This window comes from Zoogloea sp. (assembly GCF_041911615.1).
Lineage (GTDB): Bacteria > Pseudomonadota > Gammaproteobacteria > Burkholderiales > Rhodocyclaceae > Zoogloea.
Map to the genome: position 1 here is coordinate 75,717 of NZ_JAYROR010000015.1, position 14,160 is coordinate 89,876.

The following is a 14,160-nucleotide window of genomic DNA, read 5'->3' on the forward strand; positions in this document are numbered from 1 at the left end:
ATACGTAAATGAGCTCCGGGCCTGATTTCCGGGCGGTCGGCGGATCGGTGTGGTGGCGTCTGGCGGTTGGATCGACGGCTTCCTTGCGCCATCTGCTCGCCGCCGTCTGGCTGCGCTTCTCGGACGGACGCTGCGCCCAGGTGGCCGGCAGTCTGGCGTTCACCACGCTGCTCTCGCTGGTTCCGTTCATCACGCTGGTGGCGGTGGTGCTCAGCAAGTTTCCACAGTCGGCCAGTCTGGATGCGGCGCTGCGTAGCTTCCTGCTCGACAACCTGCTGCCTGACAAGGCGGGCAAGGTGATCGCCACGTACGCGCTGCAGTTCAGCCAGAAGGCAACGAATCTGACCATTGCGGGATCGGTGGTGCTGGTGGTGACGGCCGTCATGCTGATGCGCACCATCGATCAGGTCATCAATCAGATCTGGATGGTGCGGAGCCGCCGCCCGTGGGCAACCCGCCTGGCCGCCTACTGGGTCGCCTTGTCGTTCGGCCCCTTGTTGCTGGCGGGTGGGGTGTTCGTTGCCAGTGCCATGCTGAGCATGTCGCTGAACATCATGAACGAGTCGGTGTGGCTCGAGGCGGCGGGCTTGCGGCTGGTGTCGCTCACCGTGCTGGGGGCCGTGCTGACGAGCCTGTACTACGCCGTGCCACACTGCAGCGTGCGGATGGTCGATGCGGCGATCGCGGGATTTCTGGCGGCGCTAGTGTTCATGGTGATGCAGCGGCTGTTCGGTATCTACCTGAGCCATTTTCCGAGCTACACGCTGGTTTACGGTGCGTTTGCGGCGGTGCCGATCTTTCTCTTGTGGTTGTACCTGTCGTGGATCGTCGTGTTGCTGGGGGCTGCGTTGGCAGCAGTGTTGCCCGAGCGCGATGTGCATCGGCGTCCGCTGCCGATCTTTCCGGGGCGCAGGCTGTATGCGGCGCTCCTGCTGCTGGCCGAGCTCGTGGCCGCTCAGCGGGAAGGGGGCTTTCGCGGGGTCGAAGCGCTGGCGGATGCGGCCCGCTGCGGGCATGGCGAAATTCGGGAAATACTCGAGGTGCTCGAATCTGCGCGCCTCGTGGCGCGACATGAGGGGGGCGGGTGGTTGCTCACGCGATCGGCGCAGCAGATCACACTGGTCGAGATCGCGCACCTCTTCGGCTGGTGCGCGCCGCCTCCAGGCGGGCCTTCGCGCCCGGCGGAGCAGGCGCTGGCACGGCGTTGGGGGGCGCTGCTTGCTGCGCTGGACCGTGAGGCCGAAAGTCCGATCAGCGCATTGACCGATTCCGCCGATAAACCCGACGGGTCATAGCGGATAGGGGTCGATCTCGTACTGGAACAGTTCGACGGCCGGGGTCTGGATGTCGAGGCTGAGCAGGCGGCCTTGCGCGATGTACAACCGTTGAGTGTCGGACACGAGCATGAAACGGCGTGCCGAATAGGTGCCGGCCGGTGCCAGGATGGCCTGCTGGCGCCCGAGTGCGGCAATCGGCGGAAGCACCAGCGCAGGGCGCATCGGACGGGCCTGCTCGGCGTTGCGGAAACCCACGGATACCGGTTTTGCGGTATTGGCGATGACCTGCAGGCCGAGTTCGATCTGCTCGGGCGTCTCGGTACGGATCCAGCGGACGATGCATAGTGTCCATGGGTCGTCGTCGCTGCGTCGGATGGCGATCGCAATGCCCGGGGTCAGATTGCTTGCGGTGCCAGTGACCTGCATGATGGCGTAGCCGGTTGGGCTTTCGTTCACCACCATCCACTCCGAGGCGAAACGGTTCTGGCGCGCCGTGCCGGGCTCACGCAGCATCTTCCAGATCGTGTCCAGACCGCTGCAGACGCTCACCGCGTACTGGTTGCGCCGCCGGGAGTGCTCCCGGTGGGGCGGCGATGCCCAGTATTCGCGAACCCGGCGCAACAGGGTGGCGGTTTCGGTGCGAGGAAGGCCGGTCGGCAGATTAGCGGGTTCCGGGCCGTCGCTCTCGAGTTGTTCGATGAGGGCCGTGGTGCGGCGGGCGAGTTCTTCCGCGGTGAAGTAGACCAGCCCTTCGACGTCGGGCGGCTCGCGACGGTTGATGGAGATGGGCGGCGTGTCCTGGTCGGGATCGATCCACAGCCAGCCGAGCCCGCCTTCGCCGGGCGCGCTGTGGCGGACCGAGGTGCTCTTGGCGTTGGCGGCGAGATAGTCCGAAAGCCAGTTGATTTCCGGTCCAGTCAGGCCCTCGGGCTGGGCGGCGGAGAAGGCCAGCAGATATTTGTAGGCCCGCATCGTCGATTCGGGGATGCTGCCCGGCCGCGCGTCGTTGGGGTTTTCCGAGCGGCTGCCCTGGAAGAACGAGTGCGCCCTCAGCCAGAATTCGAACGGGGCGCTATTGCCGGCGAGGTGGGCGATGGTGAGCTGTTCGCCGAGAATCTCGAGCGCTTTGGCGCTGATGGTTTCCGGGTTGCGACGCATCGTTCTCACCAGGCGATGGCGGACTTCTGCGAGCACTTCGTCGTAGCCGGCGGCGATCTTGCCCAGTGCGGAAACCAGGCGCGTCGCGCCCCGATGGAGGCTGACGGTGAGCGGCAGGGTTGCGGCAGCCAGGCGAATCCGGTGAAGTCGACTGATGGCGAGGGCGCGCGCGTGGAGCAGGTCGAGGCAGCGGTGAAACTGATTGCGGCTGATTTCGGGGCGCGCCAGTTCGTCGAGATGGCGCACGAGCGCCGCGAGCTCCAGATCCGCGTCGGGGGTCAGATCGGTAGCCAGCCAGTCGAGGATGGGAGCTGTGCGGTCGGAATGGGGGGATTCGGCGGCGCTCATTGCCTGCGTTGTGTTCTGAACCAGTTTGCCAGCTTGCTATTGTAATTAAGTTCCCCGAAACATGTGTCCGGAATCGGCGCTGCGGCGCGGGTTCACCTCGTTCGGCGCGGATGTCGTCGGGTGGCGATGCCCGAGCTGGGGCAATCGATTGCCTGGTTGCGTCTTTTCTTGCTGTTTTTGGGATCGTGATTTAATATCCTACGTTTTTCCAATTCCATCGGATCAGGGATAGTCATGGTTGTTATTCGTCTTGCCCGTAGCGGTTCCAAGAAGCGCCCTTTCTACAACATCGTTGCCGCCGATTCCCGCAATCGTCGCGACGGCCGTTTCATTGAGCGCGTGGGTTACTACAATCCGGTCGCCTCCGGCGCCGAAAAGGGTCTGGTTGTCAACACCGAGCGCCTGGCTTACTGGCAGGGCAACGGTGCCCAGCTGTCCGAGACCGTTTCCCGTCTCGTGAAGCAGTCTGCCAAGGCTGCTGCCTGATTGTGCTGAAACAGTGCCTGGCCTTCGCGTAACGTGCCGATGATTGTCCTGGGGCGTATCGTCGCTCCCTTCGGCGTCGGGGGTTGGGTGCGGGTTCATCCTTTCGGGGATGATCCGCTGTCGTGGAAAAAGATGCCCCAGTGGTGGCTCGGCACCGATCCGGATGGTTCGGAGTGGGTGCCTTACACCTTGAAAGGCTGCCGGGAGCACGGGAAAGGCGGCATTGTCGCGGCCTTTGCCGAGGTTGCCGACCGCAATGCTGCAGAGGCTGTCGATGGTTATTACATCGCAGCGCCGCGCGACGCCTTGCCTGTGCCGGACAAGGATGAGTACTACTGGGCCGACCTCGTTGGCCTGGCGGTGCGAAATGCTGCAGGGGTGGGGCTGGGTACCGTGACCGGCCTGCTGTCCACGGGGGCGCACGATGTGCTCCAGGTGCAGGACGGTGACGTCGAACGCCTGATTCCTTTCGTCGCCACTTACGTCACTGCCGTCGATATGGCTGCAGGTTGCGTCACTGTCGAATGGGAAGCGGACTGGTGACGATTGAAGCGGGCTGCAAGGCCTACGACGTCGTCACGCTGTTTCCCGAAATGTTTTCCGCGCTGTCGGGTTTCGGTGTCACCGGGCGGGCTCAGTCGCGTCGGCTGTACGAGCTGAGTTGCTGGAATCCCCGTGATTTTGCCGAGGATCGTTATCGGACCGTGGATGATCGTCCGTACGGCGGTGGGCCGGGCATGGTGATGTTGCCAGCGCCGCTCGAGAAGGCGATAGGCGCCGCAAGGGCGCGGCAGCGGGCGTCGGTCGGACACGAAGGGCGGGTGATCTACCTTTCCCCCCAGGGGCGTCCGCTGACCCATCAACGAGTTGTCGAACTGGCGGCAGAGCCGGCGGTGGTGCTGCTCTGCGGGCGCTACGAAGGTGTCGATCAGCGGTTGATCGAACGCTGTGTGGACGAGGAAATTTCGCTGGGCGATTTCGTTCTCTCCGGGGGCGAGTTGCCGGCGATGGTGTTACTCGATGCGATGATCCGGTTGTTGCCGGGCGCGCTCAATGACGAGGATTCCGCCGCGGAGGATTCCTTTGTCGATGGATTACTGGATTGCCCGCATTACACACGTCCGGTGGTTTATGAGGGCATGTCGGTGCCCGATGTACTGCTGTCCGGGAATCACGCCGAGATCAGGCGCTGGCGCCTGCAGCAGGCGTTGGGCCAGACCGCGCGTCGGCGTCCCGATCTGCTCGCGCACAGAGTGTTGAGCAAAGAAGAATTCCGCTTGCTGGAAGCTTTCCGGCAGGCAGAACAGAAGCCGTAAAGCCTGCTTTCCGGCTTCATAACATGGCGTGTATCAGGTGGCGACCTGCTCTGCACGAACGGCCTCAGGCCTTATTCATTGACTGGAGTTACGCATGAACCTCATTCAGCAACTGGAACAAGAAGAAATCACCCGCCTGACCCAGGGCAAGGCCATCCCCGAGTTCGCTCCCGGCGATACCGTGGTGGTGCAAGTCAAGGTGAAGGAAGGTAACCGCGAGCGTCTGCAGGCTTACGAAGGCGTCGTCATCGCCAAGCGTAACCGTGGCCTCAACTCTGCTTTCATCGTACGCAAGATTTCCTCCGGTGAAGGCGTGGAGCGTACGTTCCAGACCTATTCCCCGCTGGTCGCCAGCATCGAAGTCAAGCGTCGCGGTGACGTGCGTCGCGCCAAGCTCTACTATCTGCGCAGCCGTTCCGGCAAGTCCGCGCGGATCAAGGAAAAGCTCGACTACAAGTCCTTCGCTGCCAAAGCGGCTGCCAAGGCCTGATCGGCGGAGTAAAGAAAACGGCACCTTCGGGTGCCGTTTTTTTCATCCCGCTCCGTGCAGAGGGCGGGTATGTACGATGGCGTTACTGCTTGGTCCGCTTGTCGTGCTCGATGAGGGCGTAGGCGGAGTGGTTGTGAATCGACTCGAAGTTCTCCGATTCGACGATGTAGGCGTCGATTCGGGCTTCGCGGTTCATCACGCCAGCCACGTCGCGAACCATGTCCTCGACGAACTTGGGGTTGTCGTAGGCGCGTTCGGTGACGAATTTTTCGTCGGGGCGCTTGAGCAGACCGTAGAGCTCGCAGGAGGCCTGGGCCTCGACCATCTGGACGAGTTCCTCGATCCAGAGGTGATCGTTGGTGGTGGTAGTCACCGTCACATGGGAGCGCTGGTTGTGCGCACCGTAGGCGGAGATTTTCTTGGAGCACGGGCACAGGCTGGTGACCGGAACGACGATCTTCATCGTGAACGCGTAGATGCCACCTTCGCGGATCTCGCCGATGAAGGTGACTTCGTAGTCCATCAGGCTTTGCACGCCGGAAACCGGGGCCGCCTTGTTGATGAAGTAGGGGAAAGTCATCTCGACGTGGCCGGTTTCGGCCTCGAGCTTGTGGACCATTTCCCGCAGCATCGGCTCGAAGGACTCGACCGATATCTCGCGCTCATGGCTGTTGAGAATCTCGACGAAGCGCGACATGTGGGTGCCCTTGAAGTTGTGGGGCAGGCCGACGTACATGTTGAAGACGGCGATGGTGTGCTGCACACCCCCGTTCTTGTCCATCACCTTGATCGGGTGGCGGATGGACTTGATGCCCACCTTGTTGATGGCGAGCTGGCGGGAGTCGGCGGAGTTCTGGACGTCCGGGATGGCGATGGGGGCTTCAAGCGTAGTCATGGCTGTTCTCTGTGAGTCTCGCGGGAATCTGCGTTCCCAAGCGAATTGATCCTATCATTCCCGACAAAAGCACTCAACTATTCGGGCGATAGGTATTTTCAATGAGTTTGATGATGCCGGCGGGGTCGAGACCTATCTCGGCCATCAGTTGGGATTGGTCGCCGTGATCGATGAAGCGATCGGGCAGGCCCAGTTGCAGGACGCGTACGGTATTGCCGGCTTCGTGGAGGACGCGCGTTACTTCTGAGCCGGCGCCGCCGATGACGGCGTTTTCCTCGAGCGTGACCAGCAGCGTGTGCTCCGCGGCGAGCTTGAGGATCAGTTCGCGGTCGATGGGCTTCACGAAGCGCATGTTGGCGACGGTGGCGTCGATCTGCTCGCCGACCTTCAGCGCGTTGGCGAGCATGCTGCCGAAGGCGAGCAGAGCCACGTCGCCCTTGCCGTGGCGGCGAATCTCGCCCTTGCCGATGGGCAGCAGGCTCATTTCAGCACTCGGCACGACGCCGAGACCGCTGCCGCGGGGATAGCGAACGGCGGTGGGGCCGTCGTGCTGGTAGGCGGTGTAGAGCATCTGCCGGCATTCGTTCTCGTCGGCCGGGCAGAAGATCGTCAGATTGGGGATGCAGGCGAGGTAGGATAGATCGAAGGCGCCGTGGTGGGTAGCACCGTCGGCACCGACCAGCCCGGCGCGGTCGATGGCCATCATCACCGGCAGGTTTTGCAGGGCCACGTCGTGGATGAACTGGTCGTAGGCGCGTTGCAGGAAAGTGGAATAAATCGCCACTACCGGCTTGAAACCTTCGCAGGCAAGGCCGGCACCGAAGGTGAGGGCGTGCTGCTCGGCGATCCCGACGTCGTAGTAGCGGTCGGGGTATTCGTGGGCGAAGCGGACCATGCCGGAGCCTTCGCGCATCGCCGGGGTGATGGCGACCAGGCGCTTGTCGATGGCGGCCATGTCGCAAAGCCAGTCGCCGAAAACCTGGGTGTAGGTAAGCTTGCCGCCGCCCTTGGCGTCCTTGCCGGTGGCGATGCCCGCGGTGTGGTCGAACTTCGAGACGCCGTGGTAGAGGATCGGATCGGCTTCGGCGAGCTTGTAGCCCTGGCCCTTGCGGGTGATCACGTGCAGGAACTGCGGGCCCTTGAGGGTACGCAGGTTCTGCAGCGTGGGGATCAGGGATTCGAGGTCGTGGCCGTCGATGGGGCCGATGTAGTTGAAACCGAATTCCTCGAACATCGTGCCGGGCATGACCATGCCCTTGACGTGCTCCTCGGTGCGGCGGGCGAGTTCGAAGACCGGCGGCGGCAGGTTTTCAAGGAAGCGTTTGCCGATCTTGCGGGCGCCGTTGTAAAGCCGGCCCGACAGCAGTCGCGACAGGTGCTTGTTGAGCGCGCCGACCGGCGGCGAGATCGACATCTCGTTGTCGTTGAGGATGACCAGCAGGTTGGTGTCGTGGATGTCGCCGGCGTTGTTGAGCGCCTCGAAGGCCATGCCGGCCGACATGGCGCCGTCACCGATCACCGCAATCGCGCGACGGTCCTCGCCACGCAGGCGCGCCGCTTCGGCCATGCCGAGGGCCGCGGAGATGGAGGTGGACGAGTGGGCCGTGCCGAAGGTGTCGTAGTCGCTCTCGCAGCGGCGCGGGAAGCCCGAGATGCCTTGATACTGACGCAGCCCCTTCATCGCCTCGCGACGGCCGGTGAGCACCTTGTGAGCGTAGGTCTGGTGACCGACGTCCCATACGATGCGGTCTTCGGGGGTGTTGAAGACGTAGTGCAGGGCGATGGTGAGCTCGACGGTGCCGAGGTTCGACGACAGGTGACCGCCGGTGCGGGAGACGGAGTCGATCAGGAAATTGCGCAGCTCGTCGGCCAGGGTGGGGAGTTCGCCAGGTTCGAGCTTTCGCAGATCCACCGGCGAGGCGATCGTGTCGAGCAGGCTGGCGCGGGGATTGGCGGGCGTTGCGTGGGGCATTCCGGGTTACCGGGTCGTTAATTGGAATTCGGTCGTGCCGCCGGCTCAGAACTGGCGGCGCACGATGAAGCGCGTCAGCTCGGCCAGGCGCCGGCTGCTGTCGCCGAAAGCGGCGAGGCGGTCGAGGGCGTCCTGGCACATTTCCTCGGCGAGTTCCCGGGCGCGGCTTACGCCGAGCAGGCTCACGTAGGTGGGCTTGTCGTTGGCGGCGTCCTTGCCGGCGGTCTTGCCGAGGGTGGCGGTATCGGCCTCGGCGTCGAGGATGTCGTCCACCACCTGGAAAAGCAGCCCGATGACCTTGCCGACATGATCCAGCGAAGCCATCTGCGCATCGTTCAGGGTGCGCCCGCATTGTACGCCAAGGTTGATCGAAGCCCGGATCAGTGCGCCGGTTTTGTGGATGTGCATGAACTCGAGTTCAGGCAGGCTGAGCTGCTGGCCCACCGAGCCGAGGTCGATCGCCTGGCCGCCGCACATGCCGCGGGAGCCGCTGGCAAGCGCCAGCTGACGAATCATCGCGATCTGGCGTCCGGGGTCGTCGCACACCGCGGCGTCGGCGATGTGCTGGAAGGCCTGGGTCTGCAACGCGTCGCCCACCAGCAGCGCGGTGGCCTCGTCGTACTGGACGTGAACCGTCGGCTTGCCGCGGCGCAGGATGTCGTCGTCCATGCACGGCATGTCGTCGTGGACCAGCGAATAGGCGTGGATCATCTCGATGGCGCAGGCGACCCGGTCGAGATGTTCCGGCGCTGCGCCGGTGAGTTGGCCGCCGGCATGAACGAGGAGCGGGCGCACTCGCTTGCCGCCGCCCAGCACGGCGTAGCGCATGGCTTCGTGCAGGCGGGTCGGGGCGATGTCGGCAGCGGGCAGGGCGCGGTCGAGGGCGGATTCGGTGCGTTGCTGGATGTCGCCCATCCATTGGCTGAAAGTGGGGGTCATGGCTGGGCGTCTCCGGGGGCGGCCTCGGCTTCGAGCACGCGGATGGTCTGCTCGGCTTTCGTGAGCTGGGTCTGGCAGTGGCGCAGGAGGACGGTGCCGCGCTGATAGGCGGCGAGGGCCTGGTCCAGCGGAAGCTGGCCGTTTTCCATGTCCTGGACGATGTTTTCGAGTTCGGCGACGGCCGATTCGAAACTGGCGGGCTTGCTAGTGGATGATTTGACCATGCGCGGCCGATGCTGAGCTGAGGCAAACCGTAAAAATAGCCTATCGTCGGGCTACAGGTCAAACGCGTAATACTATATAATAGTGCGCTTTACGTTTCGGGCTTTCGCTTGCGATAAGGGGGTTCGGGATGTCTGACATCGCTTCTCAGGCACTTCTATCTCCGGCAGTTTCCCAGCTGCCGGTCTCGTGGTATTTCGACGAAAAAATCTTCGAACTGGAGAAGCGTCTCCTCTTCGATGCCGGTCCCGGTTACGTCGGCCACGAGCTGATGGTGCCGGAGGTCAATCAGTACCGTTCGCTCGAGTGGCTCGATCACGCCAAGACGCTGATCAACCGCGACGACGGTTACTACCGGATGTCCAACGTCTGTCGCCATCGCCAGGCGATCATGCTGCAAGGCAGCGGTACGGCCGAGCGCAACATCGTCTGCCCGATTCACCGTTGGACCTACGATCCCAACGGGCTGCTGATCGGCGCGCCGCATTTTGCCGACAACCCCTGCCTCAACCTGCAACGCGAGAAGCTGGAGCGATGGCAGGGCCTGTTGTTCAAGGGTCCGCGTTCCGCCAACGCCGATCTCGCGGGTATGCAGGTGGCCGGCGAGTTGAACTTCGAAGGCTACAAGCTCGACAAGGTTGAAATCCACGAGTGCAACTACAACTGGAAGACCTTCATCGAAGTTTACCTCGAGGATTATCACGTTGCGCCGTATCACCCGGGTCTCGGGCATTTCGTCACCTGCGACGACCTGACCTGGCAGTTCGGCGAGTGGTATTCGGTGCAACGGGTCGGCATCACCTCGCTGAAGAAGCCCGGCTCGCCCGCGTACAAGCGCTGGCACGAGGCGGTGCTCAATTACAGTGGCGGCGAGATGCCGAAACATGGGGCAATATGGTTGACCTATTTCCCCAACATCATGGTCGAGTGGTACCCCCATGTGCTGGTGGTGAGTACGCTGATTCCGACGGATGTGAACAAGACGACCAACGTCGTCGAGTTCTACTACCCCGAGGACATCCTCGAATTCGAGCGCGAGTTTGTCGAGGCCGAGCAGGCCGCGTACATGGAAACCGCGATCGAAGACGACGATATCGGCGAGCGCATGGATCGCGGCCGTCTGGCGCTGATGAAGGAAGGCCGTAGCGAAGTCGGGCCTTACCAGTCGCCCTACGAGGATGGGATGCAGCACTTTCATGAGTTCTACCGCCGCATCATGCAGCCGCATCTGTCGCGCTGAATCACGCTCTGCGCCGATCGTGCGCTGAATCAAAAAAAGCCCGCCATCGTGAGATGGCGGGCTTTTTCATATCGTGTCCGGGCGTCGCCGGAGCACGCTGCGATCAGCGGTCTGCTTCGTACATCAGCGTGCCTTCGACGAGGGTATAGCGCACTTTGCCGGGCAGTTCGAGACCGAGGAAAGGGGTGTTCTTGCCCTGGCTCTTGAGCATCGAGCGCTCGATGAGCTGGAATGCGTCCGGATCGAACACGCAGACGTCGGCGCGGGCACCGACCGACAGGTGGCCGCCCTTGGCGATCCCGGCAATTTTTGCCGCCTCGGAGGTGATCCGCGCAATGGCGTCGAGCAGCGGCAGCTTGTGCTCGGCGGCCCACTTGAGGGTGAGCGGCAGCAATAGTTCGAGGCCGGTGGTGCCGGGCTCGGATTCGCTGAACGGCGCCTGCTTGGCGTCGTCGTCCACCGGCGTGTGGTCGGAGCAGATCGCGTTGATACGGCCTTCGGCCACGGCCTTGGACAGCGCGATGCGGTCGCGCTGGCTACGTAGCGGCGGAATCACATGGCAGTGCGGATTGAAGTAGCCGATGTCCATGTCCGCCAGATGCAGGTGGTGGGCAGCCACGTCGCAGGTCACGTCCACGCCGTCCTTGCGCGCCTGTTCGATGAGGTCCAGGCTTTCGGCGCAGGAGAGCCGGGTGATGTGCAGCCGTGCCCCGGTCTGCCTGGCGAGGCGCAGGTAGGTGAACAGCGCGACGACCTCGGCGCTGGCCGGGATGCCGGGCAGACCGAGGCGCGAGGCGACTTCTCCGTCGTGGGCGACGCCGCCGCGGGCAAGGTAGGGGTCGAGGGGCTGCAGCCACACGCGGAAGCCGAAGGTGGCGGCGTACTGCATTGCGCGGCCGAGCACGCGGGTGTCGAGGATGGGCACGTTGGCCTGGCTGAAGGCCACGCAGCCGGCTTCGACCAGCTCGGCCATCTCGGAGAGCTGCTCGCCCTTGAGGCCGATGGTGAGGGCGCCGACCGGATAGACGTGGGCGCGGTTGAGCTTCTTGGCGCGATAGCACAGCATCTCGACGAGGCCCGGCTCGTCGAGCACGGGGTCGGTGTCGGGCGGGATGGCGAGGCTGGTGATGCCGCCGGCCATGGCTGCGTCCATCTCGGATTCGAGGGTGGCCTTGTATTCGAAGCCGGGCTCGCGCAGGCGGGCGGCGAGGTCGATCAAGCCCGGCGCGACGATCAGGCCGCTGGCGTCGATGGTGCGGGCGGCGCTGAAGCCGGCAGGCGCCTGGCCAACGCCGACGATCTTGCCGTCGGCGATGTAGAGATCCTGCTTGGCGTCGAGGCGGTTGGCCGGGTCGATGATCCGGCCATTCGTGATGTGGATGTTCATGGTCGAAAACCTGTAGATCAGTGACTGCCCAGCATGCTCATGACGGCCATGCGCACCGCGATGCCGAAGGTGACCTGCGGCAGGATCACCGCCTGGCCGCCGTCCGCCACGGCGGAGTCGATCTCGACGCCGCGGTTCATGGGGCCGGGGTGCATCACGATGGCGTCGGGCTTGGCGAGGGCCAGCTTCTCGGCGGTGAGGCCCCACACCTTGAAGAATTCCTGCGGGCTGGGCAGCAGGGCGCCGTTCATGCGCTCGTTCTGCAGGCGCAGCATCATTACCACGTCCACGTCCTTGAGGCCTTCCTGCATGGTGGCGCAGTAGCGCACGCCCATCTTTTCGACATCGGTCGGGAGCAGGGTCTTGGGGCCGATGACGCGCACTTCGGGCACGCCGAGGGTGGTGAGCGCGGCGATCTGGGAGCGGGCGACGCGGGAGTGCAGCACGTCACCGACGATGGCGACGGTGAGGTTGTGGAACTCTTTCTTGTAGTGCCGGATGGTGTACATGTCCAGCAGCCCCTGGGTGGGGTGGGCATGGCGGCCATCGCCGGCGTTGACCACGTGGATGTGGTCGCGGCCGGTGTTCTGGAGGTGCTGGGCGATTAGGTGCGGGGCACCGCTGGATTCGTGGCGCACCACGAACATGTCGGCCTGCATCGCACAGAGGTTGTCCACGGTGTCCAGCAGGGTTTCGCCCTTCTTGGTGGACGAGGTGGACACGTTGAGGTTGATCACGTCGGCGGAGAGCCGCTTGGCGGCGATCTCGAAGGTGGTGCGGGTGCGCGTGCTGTTTTCGAAGAACAGGTTGAAGACGCTTTTGCCGCGCAGCAGCGGGAGCTTCTTGACTTCGCGCTCGGCCATCTCGGTGAAGGGGGCGGCGGTGTCGAGGATCTGGGTGATGATGCTGCGCGGCAGACCGTCGAGGGTCAGCAGGTGCTGGAGTTCGCCGTGCTTGTTGAGTTGCGGGTTATGCATGGATCAGCCTCATGGTGAGGGCGCCGGAGTCGTCGCGTTCGAGTTGCAGGTTCTGCCCGGCGGGCAGGGGTTCCGGCAGGGTGAGGGCGCAGAAGCGGGCGGCGATGGGCAGCTCGCGACCGCCACGGTCGATGAGCACGGCCAGGTCGACGCGCGACGGGCGGCCGTAGTCGAAAAGTTCGTTGAGCGCCGCGCGGGTGGTGCGGCCGGTGTAGAGCACGTCGTCCACGATGACGATGTGGGCCCCTTCGACGTCGAAGGGGATCCTGGAGCCCTGGGGTTGCTGGTGCAGGCCCTTGGCGGCGTAGTCGTCGCGGTAGAAGCTGACGTCGATGCTGCCCAGCGGCTGAGACAGCCCCAGCAGGGCGTGGAGGCGTTCGGCCAGCCAGACGCCGCCAGTGTGGATGCCCACCAGCGCGGTGGCGGGCGTAACGTGGGGGCGCATCGCGGCGGCGAGCGTGGCGATGAGGTGTTCGGCGTCAGGTAGCTGCATGTTTGGCACTTTCGAAGTACTGGAGCAGGATGATCTGGGCCGCGGCCGAATCGAGCCGGGGTTTTTGCTTGCGCCAGCCGTGGTGGCCGGCTTCGGAGAGGCGTCCCTCGGCCTCGGCGGACGACAGGCGTTCGTCCACCAACGCCACCGGCAGGCCGTAGCGACCGTGCAGCTGGTTTCCGAAGCGGCGGCAGCGAACCGTCATGGCGTGCTCGCTGCCGTCGAGATGGGTGGGCAGGCCGACGACGAGGGCGGCGGGGCGCCATTCAGCGAGGAGCTTTTCGATGGCGGCGAAGCGTGCCGCGTTGGCTTCCTCGACGATGGCTGCGAGCGGGTGGGCGTGGCCGGTTTCGGTTTCGCCGACCGCGACGCCGATGCGCGCCAGTCCGAAGTCAAAGCACAGGACGGTGCTCACGCGTGGCCGGCGACGTCGGAGAGTTTGGCGAAATCGACGCCGAGCAACTGCATGGCGGCGGCGAGGCGCTCCTCGGGGGGCAGGTCGAAGACGATGGAGAGATCGGCCGGCACGGTGAGCCAGGCGTTCTGGGCGAGTTCGTGTTCGAGCTGGCCGGCGGACCAGCCGGCGTAGCCGAGGGCGACCAGCACCTCGGAGGGCTCACCTTCGTTGGCGAGGGCCTGGAGCACGTCGCGGGAGCTGGTCAGGCCGATGCCGTCGCCGACCTTGAGCGTGGAATGCCAGTTGCCCGCCGGGCGATGCAGCACGAAGCCGCGGTCGGCCTGGACGGGGCCGCCGTAGTACACCGGCAGATCGGCAAACGCGGGTTGCTCGAAGGGGATGTCGATGCGCTCGAACAGGGTGGCGAGGCGCATGTCGGTGGGGCGGTTCACGACGACGCCCATCGCGCCGTTTTCGTTGTGCTCGGCGATGTAAGTGAGCGTGCGCGTGAAGTTCGGATCGGCCATGGCGGGCATGGCGATCAGGAAATGATCGGTGAGATT

16 protein-coding genes are annotated in these 14,160 nt (G+C 64.2%); 6 read left to right on the plus strand and 10 right to left on the minus strand.

Annotation, left to right across the window (positions count from 1 at the left end; all coding sequences use genetic code 11):
* Positions 1-83: 83 nt before the first annotated feature.
* Positions 84-1,295 (plus strand): YihY family inner membrane protein, encoded by a 1,212-nt coding sequence (locus ACE3P2_RS02130; RefSeq protein WP_374260415.1) that lies wholly within the window; start codon positions 84-86, stop codon positions 1,293-1,295.
* On the opposite strand, the gene ACE3P2_RS02135 is transcribed toward ACE3P2_RS02130, so the two are convergent.
* A complete protein-coding gene (locus ACE3P2_RS02135; protein WP_374260417.1) occupies positions 1,290-2,783 on the minus strand; it encodes a hypothetical protein in 1,494 nt (497 codons plus the stop codon). The genes ACE3P2_RS02130 and ACE3P2_RS02135 overlap by 6 nt on opposite strands.
* 234 nt (positions 2,784-3,017) lie before the next feature.
* Between ACE3P2_RS02135 and rpsP the strand changes: the two genes are divergently transcribed.
* The 4 genes from rpsP to rplS all read left to right on the plus strand — a co-directional run bounded on the left by rpsP (position 3,018) and on the right by rplS (position 5,075).
* Positions 3,018-3,269 (plus strand): 30S ribosomal protein S16, encoded by a 252-nt coding sequence (gene rpsP, locus ACE3P2_RS02140; RefSeq protein ID WP_374260419.1) that lies wholly within the window; start codon positions 3,018-3,020, stop codon positions 3,267-3,269.
* Positions 3,270-3,308: 39 nt separating this feature from the next.
* Positions 3,309-3,812 (plus strand): ribosome maturation factor RimM, encoded by a 504-nt coding sequence (rimM, locus tag ACE3P2_RS02145; RefSeq protein WP_374260421.1) that lies wholly within the window; start codon positions 3,309-3,311, stop codon positions 3,810-3,812.
* Entirely contained in the window at positions 3,794-4,585 is a 792-nt protein-coding gene (gene trmD, locus ACE3P2_RS02150; protein WP_374260424.1) for a tRNA (guanosine(37)-N1)-methyltransferase TrmD, read from the plus strand. The genes rimM and trmD overlap by 19 nt, the downstream gene beginning before the upstream one ends.
* A gap of 94 nt (positions 4,586-4,679) precedes the next feature.
* Positions 4,680-5,075: a 50S ribosomal protein L19 gene (gene rplS / locus ACE3P2_RS02155; RefSeq protein ID WP_374260426.1), complete on the plus strand. Its 396-nt coding sequence runs from the start codon at positions 4,680-4,682 to the stop codon at positions 5,073-5,075.
* 82 nt (positions 5,076-5,157) lie between these two features.
* Here rplS and folE2 read toward each other — a convergent pair whose 3' ends face one another.
* The 4 genes from folE2 to ACE3P2_RS02175 form a co-directional block, all read right to left on the minus strand.
* Positions 5,158-5,970, minus strand: a complete 813-nt coding sequence (gene folE2, locus ACE3P2_RS02160) for a GTP cyclohydrolase FolE2 (protein ID WP_374260428.1) — start codon at positions 5,968-5,970, stop codon at positions 5,158-5,160.
* A gap of 73 nt (positions 5,971-6,043) precedes the next feature.
* On the minus strand, positions 6,044-7,942 hold the full coding sequence (dxs, locus tag ACE3P2_RS02165; RefSeq protein WP_374260431.1) for a 1-deoxy-D-xylulose-5-phosphate synthase: 1,899 nt from the start codon (positions 7,940-7,942) through the stop codon (positions 6,044-6,046).
* Positions 7,943-7,987: 45 nt separating this feature from the next.
* A complete protein-coding gene (locus ACE3P2_RS02170) occupies positions 7,988-8,881 on the minus strand; it encodes a polyprenyl synthetase family protein (protein ID WP_374260434.1) in 894 nt (297 codons plus the stop codon).
* Entirely contained in the window at positions 8,878-9,105 is a 228-nt protein-coding gene (locus ACE3P2_RS02175; RefSeq protein WP_374260437.1) for an exodeoxyribonuclease VII small subunit, read from the minus strand. Before ACE3P2_RS02175 ends, ACE3P2_RS02170 begins: the two co-directional genes overlap by 4 nt.
* A 128-nt stretch (positions 9,106-9,233) precedes the next feature.
* Here ACE3P2_RS02175 and ACE3P2_RS02180 point away from each other — a divergent pair, with 128 nt between their 5' ends.
* Positions 9,234-10,343: an aromatic ring-hydroxylating dioxygenase subunit alpha gene (locus ACE3P2_RS02180; protein WP_374260440.1), complete on the plus strand. Its 1,110-nt coding sequence runs from the start codon at positions 9,234-9,236 to the stop codon at positions 10,341-10,343.
* Between the two features lie 103 nt (positions 10,344-10,446).
* Here the strand turns inward: ACE3P2_RS02180 and ACE3P2_RS02185 are convergent, their stop codons facing one another.
* Genes ACE3P2_RS02185 through ACE3P2_RS02205 form a run of 5 tightly spaced genes read right to left on the minus strand, consistent with a single transcriptional unit; the run spans position 10,447 to position 14,133 of the window.
* Positions 10,447-11,730: a dihydroorotase gene (locus ACE3P2_RS02185; protein WP_374260443.1), complete on the minus strand. Its 1,284-nt coding sequence runs from the start codon at positions 11,728-11,730 to the stop codon at positions 10,447-10,449.
* A 17-nt stretch (positions 11,731-11,747) separates the two neighbouring features.
* Positions 11,748-12,707, minus strand: coding sequence for an aspartate carbamoyltransferase catalytic subunit (locus tag ACE3P2_RS02190; protein WP_374260446.1), 960 nt, complete (start codon positions 12,705-12,707; stop codon positions 11,748-11,750).
* Entirely contained in the window at positions 12,700-13,200 is a 501-nt protein-coding gene (pyrR, locus tag ACE3P2_RS02195; protein ID WP_374260448.1) for a bifunctional pyr operon transcriptional regulator/uracil phosphoribosyltransferase PyrR, read from the minus strand. Before pyrR ends, ACE3P2_RS02190 begins: the two co-directional genes overlap by 8 nt.
* Positions 13,187-13,615, minus strand: coding sequence for a Holliday junction resolvase RuvX (gene ruvX / locus ACE3P2_RS02200; protein ID WP_374260449.1), 429 nt, complete (start codon positions 13,613-13,615; stop codon positions 13,187-13,189). Before ruvX ends, pyrR begins: the two co-directional genes overlap by 14 nt.
* Positions 13,612-14,133 (minus strand): YqgE/AlgH family protein, encoded by a 522-nt coding sequence (locus tag ACE3P2_RS02205; RefSeq protein WP_374260590.1) that lies wholly within the window; start codon positions 14,131-14,133, stop codon positions 13,612-13,614. Before ACE3P2_RS02205 ends, ruvX begins: the two co-directional genes overlap by 4 nt.
* Positions 14,134-14,160 lie beyond the last annotated feature (27 nt).

Excerpts from the sequence above, each read along its gene's own strand:
- rpsP (WP_374260419.1), top strand. The coding sequence starts at position 3,018 with ATGGTTGTTATTCGTCTTGCCCGTAGCGGTTCCAAGAAGCGCCCTTTC.
- ACE3P2_RS02175 (WP_374260437.1), bottom strand. The coding sequence starts at position 9,105 with ATGGTCAAATCATCCACTAGCAAGCCCGCCAGTTTCGAATCGGCCGTC.
- pyrR (WP_374260448.1), bottom strand. The coding sequence starts at position 13,200 with ATGCAGCTACCTGACGCCGAACACCTCATCGCCACGCTCGCCGCCGCG.
- trmD (WP_374260424.1), top strand. The coding sequence starts at position 3,794 with ATGGGAAGCGGACTGGTGACGATTGAAGCGGGCTGCAAGGCCTACGAC.
- dxs (WP_374260431.1), bottom strand. The coding sequence starts at position 7,942 with ATGCCCCACGCAACGCCCGCCAATCCCCGCGCCAGCCTGCTCGACACG.
- rplS (WP_374260426.1), top strand. The coding sequence starts at position 4,680 with ATGAACCTCATTCAGCAACTGGAACAAGAAGAAATCACCCGCCTGACC.
- folE2 (WP_374260428.1), bottom strand. The coding sequence starts at position 5,970 with ATGACTACGCTTGAAGCCCCCATCGCCATCCCGGACGTCCAGAACTCC.
- ACE3P2_RS02180 (WP_374260440.1), top strand. The coding sequence starts at position 9,234 with ATGTCTGACATCGCTTCTCAGGCACTTCTATCTCCGGCAGTTTCCCAG.
- ACE3P2_RS02185 (WP_374260443.1), bottom strand. The coding sequence starts at position 11,730 with ATGAACATCCACATCACGAATGGCCGGATCATCGACCCGGCCAACCGC.
- ACE3P2_RS02190 (WP_374260446.1), bottom strand. The coding sequence starts at position 12,707 with ATGCATAACCCGCAACTCAACAAGCACGGCGAACTCCAGCACCTGCTG.
- ACE3P2_RS02170 (WP_374260434.1), bottom strand. The coding sequence starts at position 8,881 with ATGACCCCCACTTTCAGCCAATGGATGGGCGACATCCAGCAACGCACC.
- rimM (WP_374260421.1), top strand. The coding sequence starts at position 3,309 with ATGATTGTCCTGGGGCGTATCGTCGCTCCCTTCGGCGTCGGGGGTTGG.
- ACE3P2_RS02205 (WP_374260590.1), bottom strand. The coding sequence starts at position 14,133 with ATGCCCGCCATGGCCGATCCGAACTTCACGCGCACGCTCACTTACATC.
- ACE3P2_RS02135 (WP_374260417.1), bottom strand. The coding sequence starts at position 2,783 with ATGAGCGCCGCCGAATCCCCCCATTCCGACCGCACAGCTCCCATCCTC.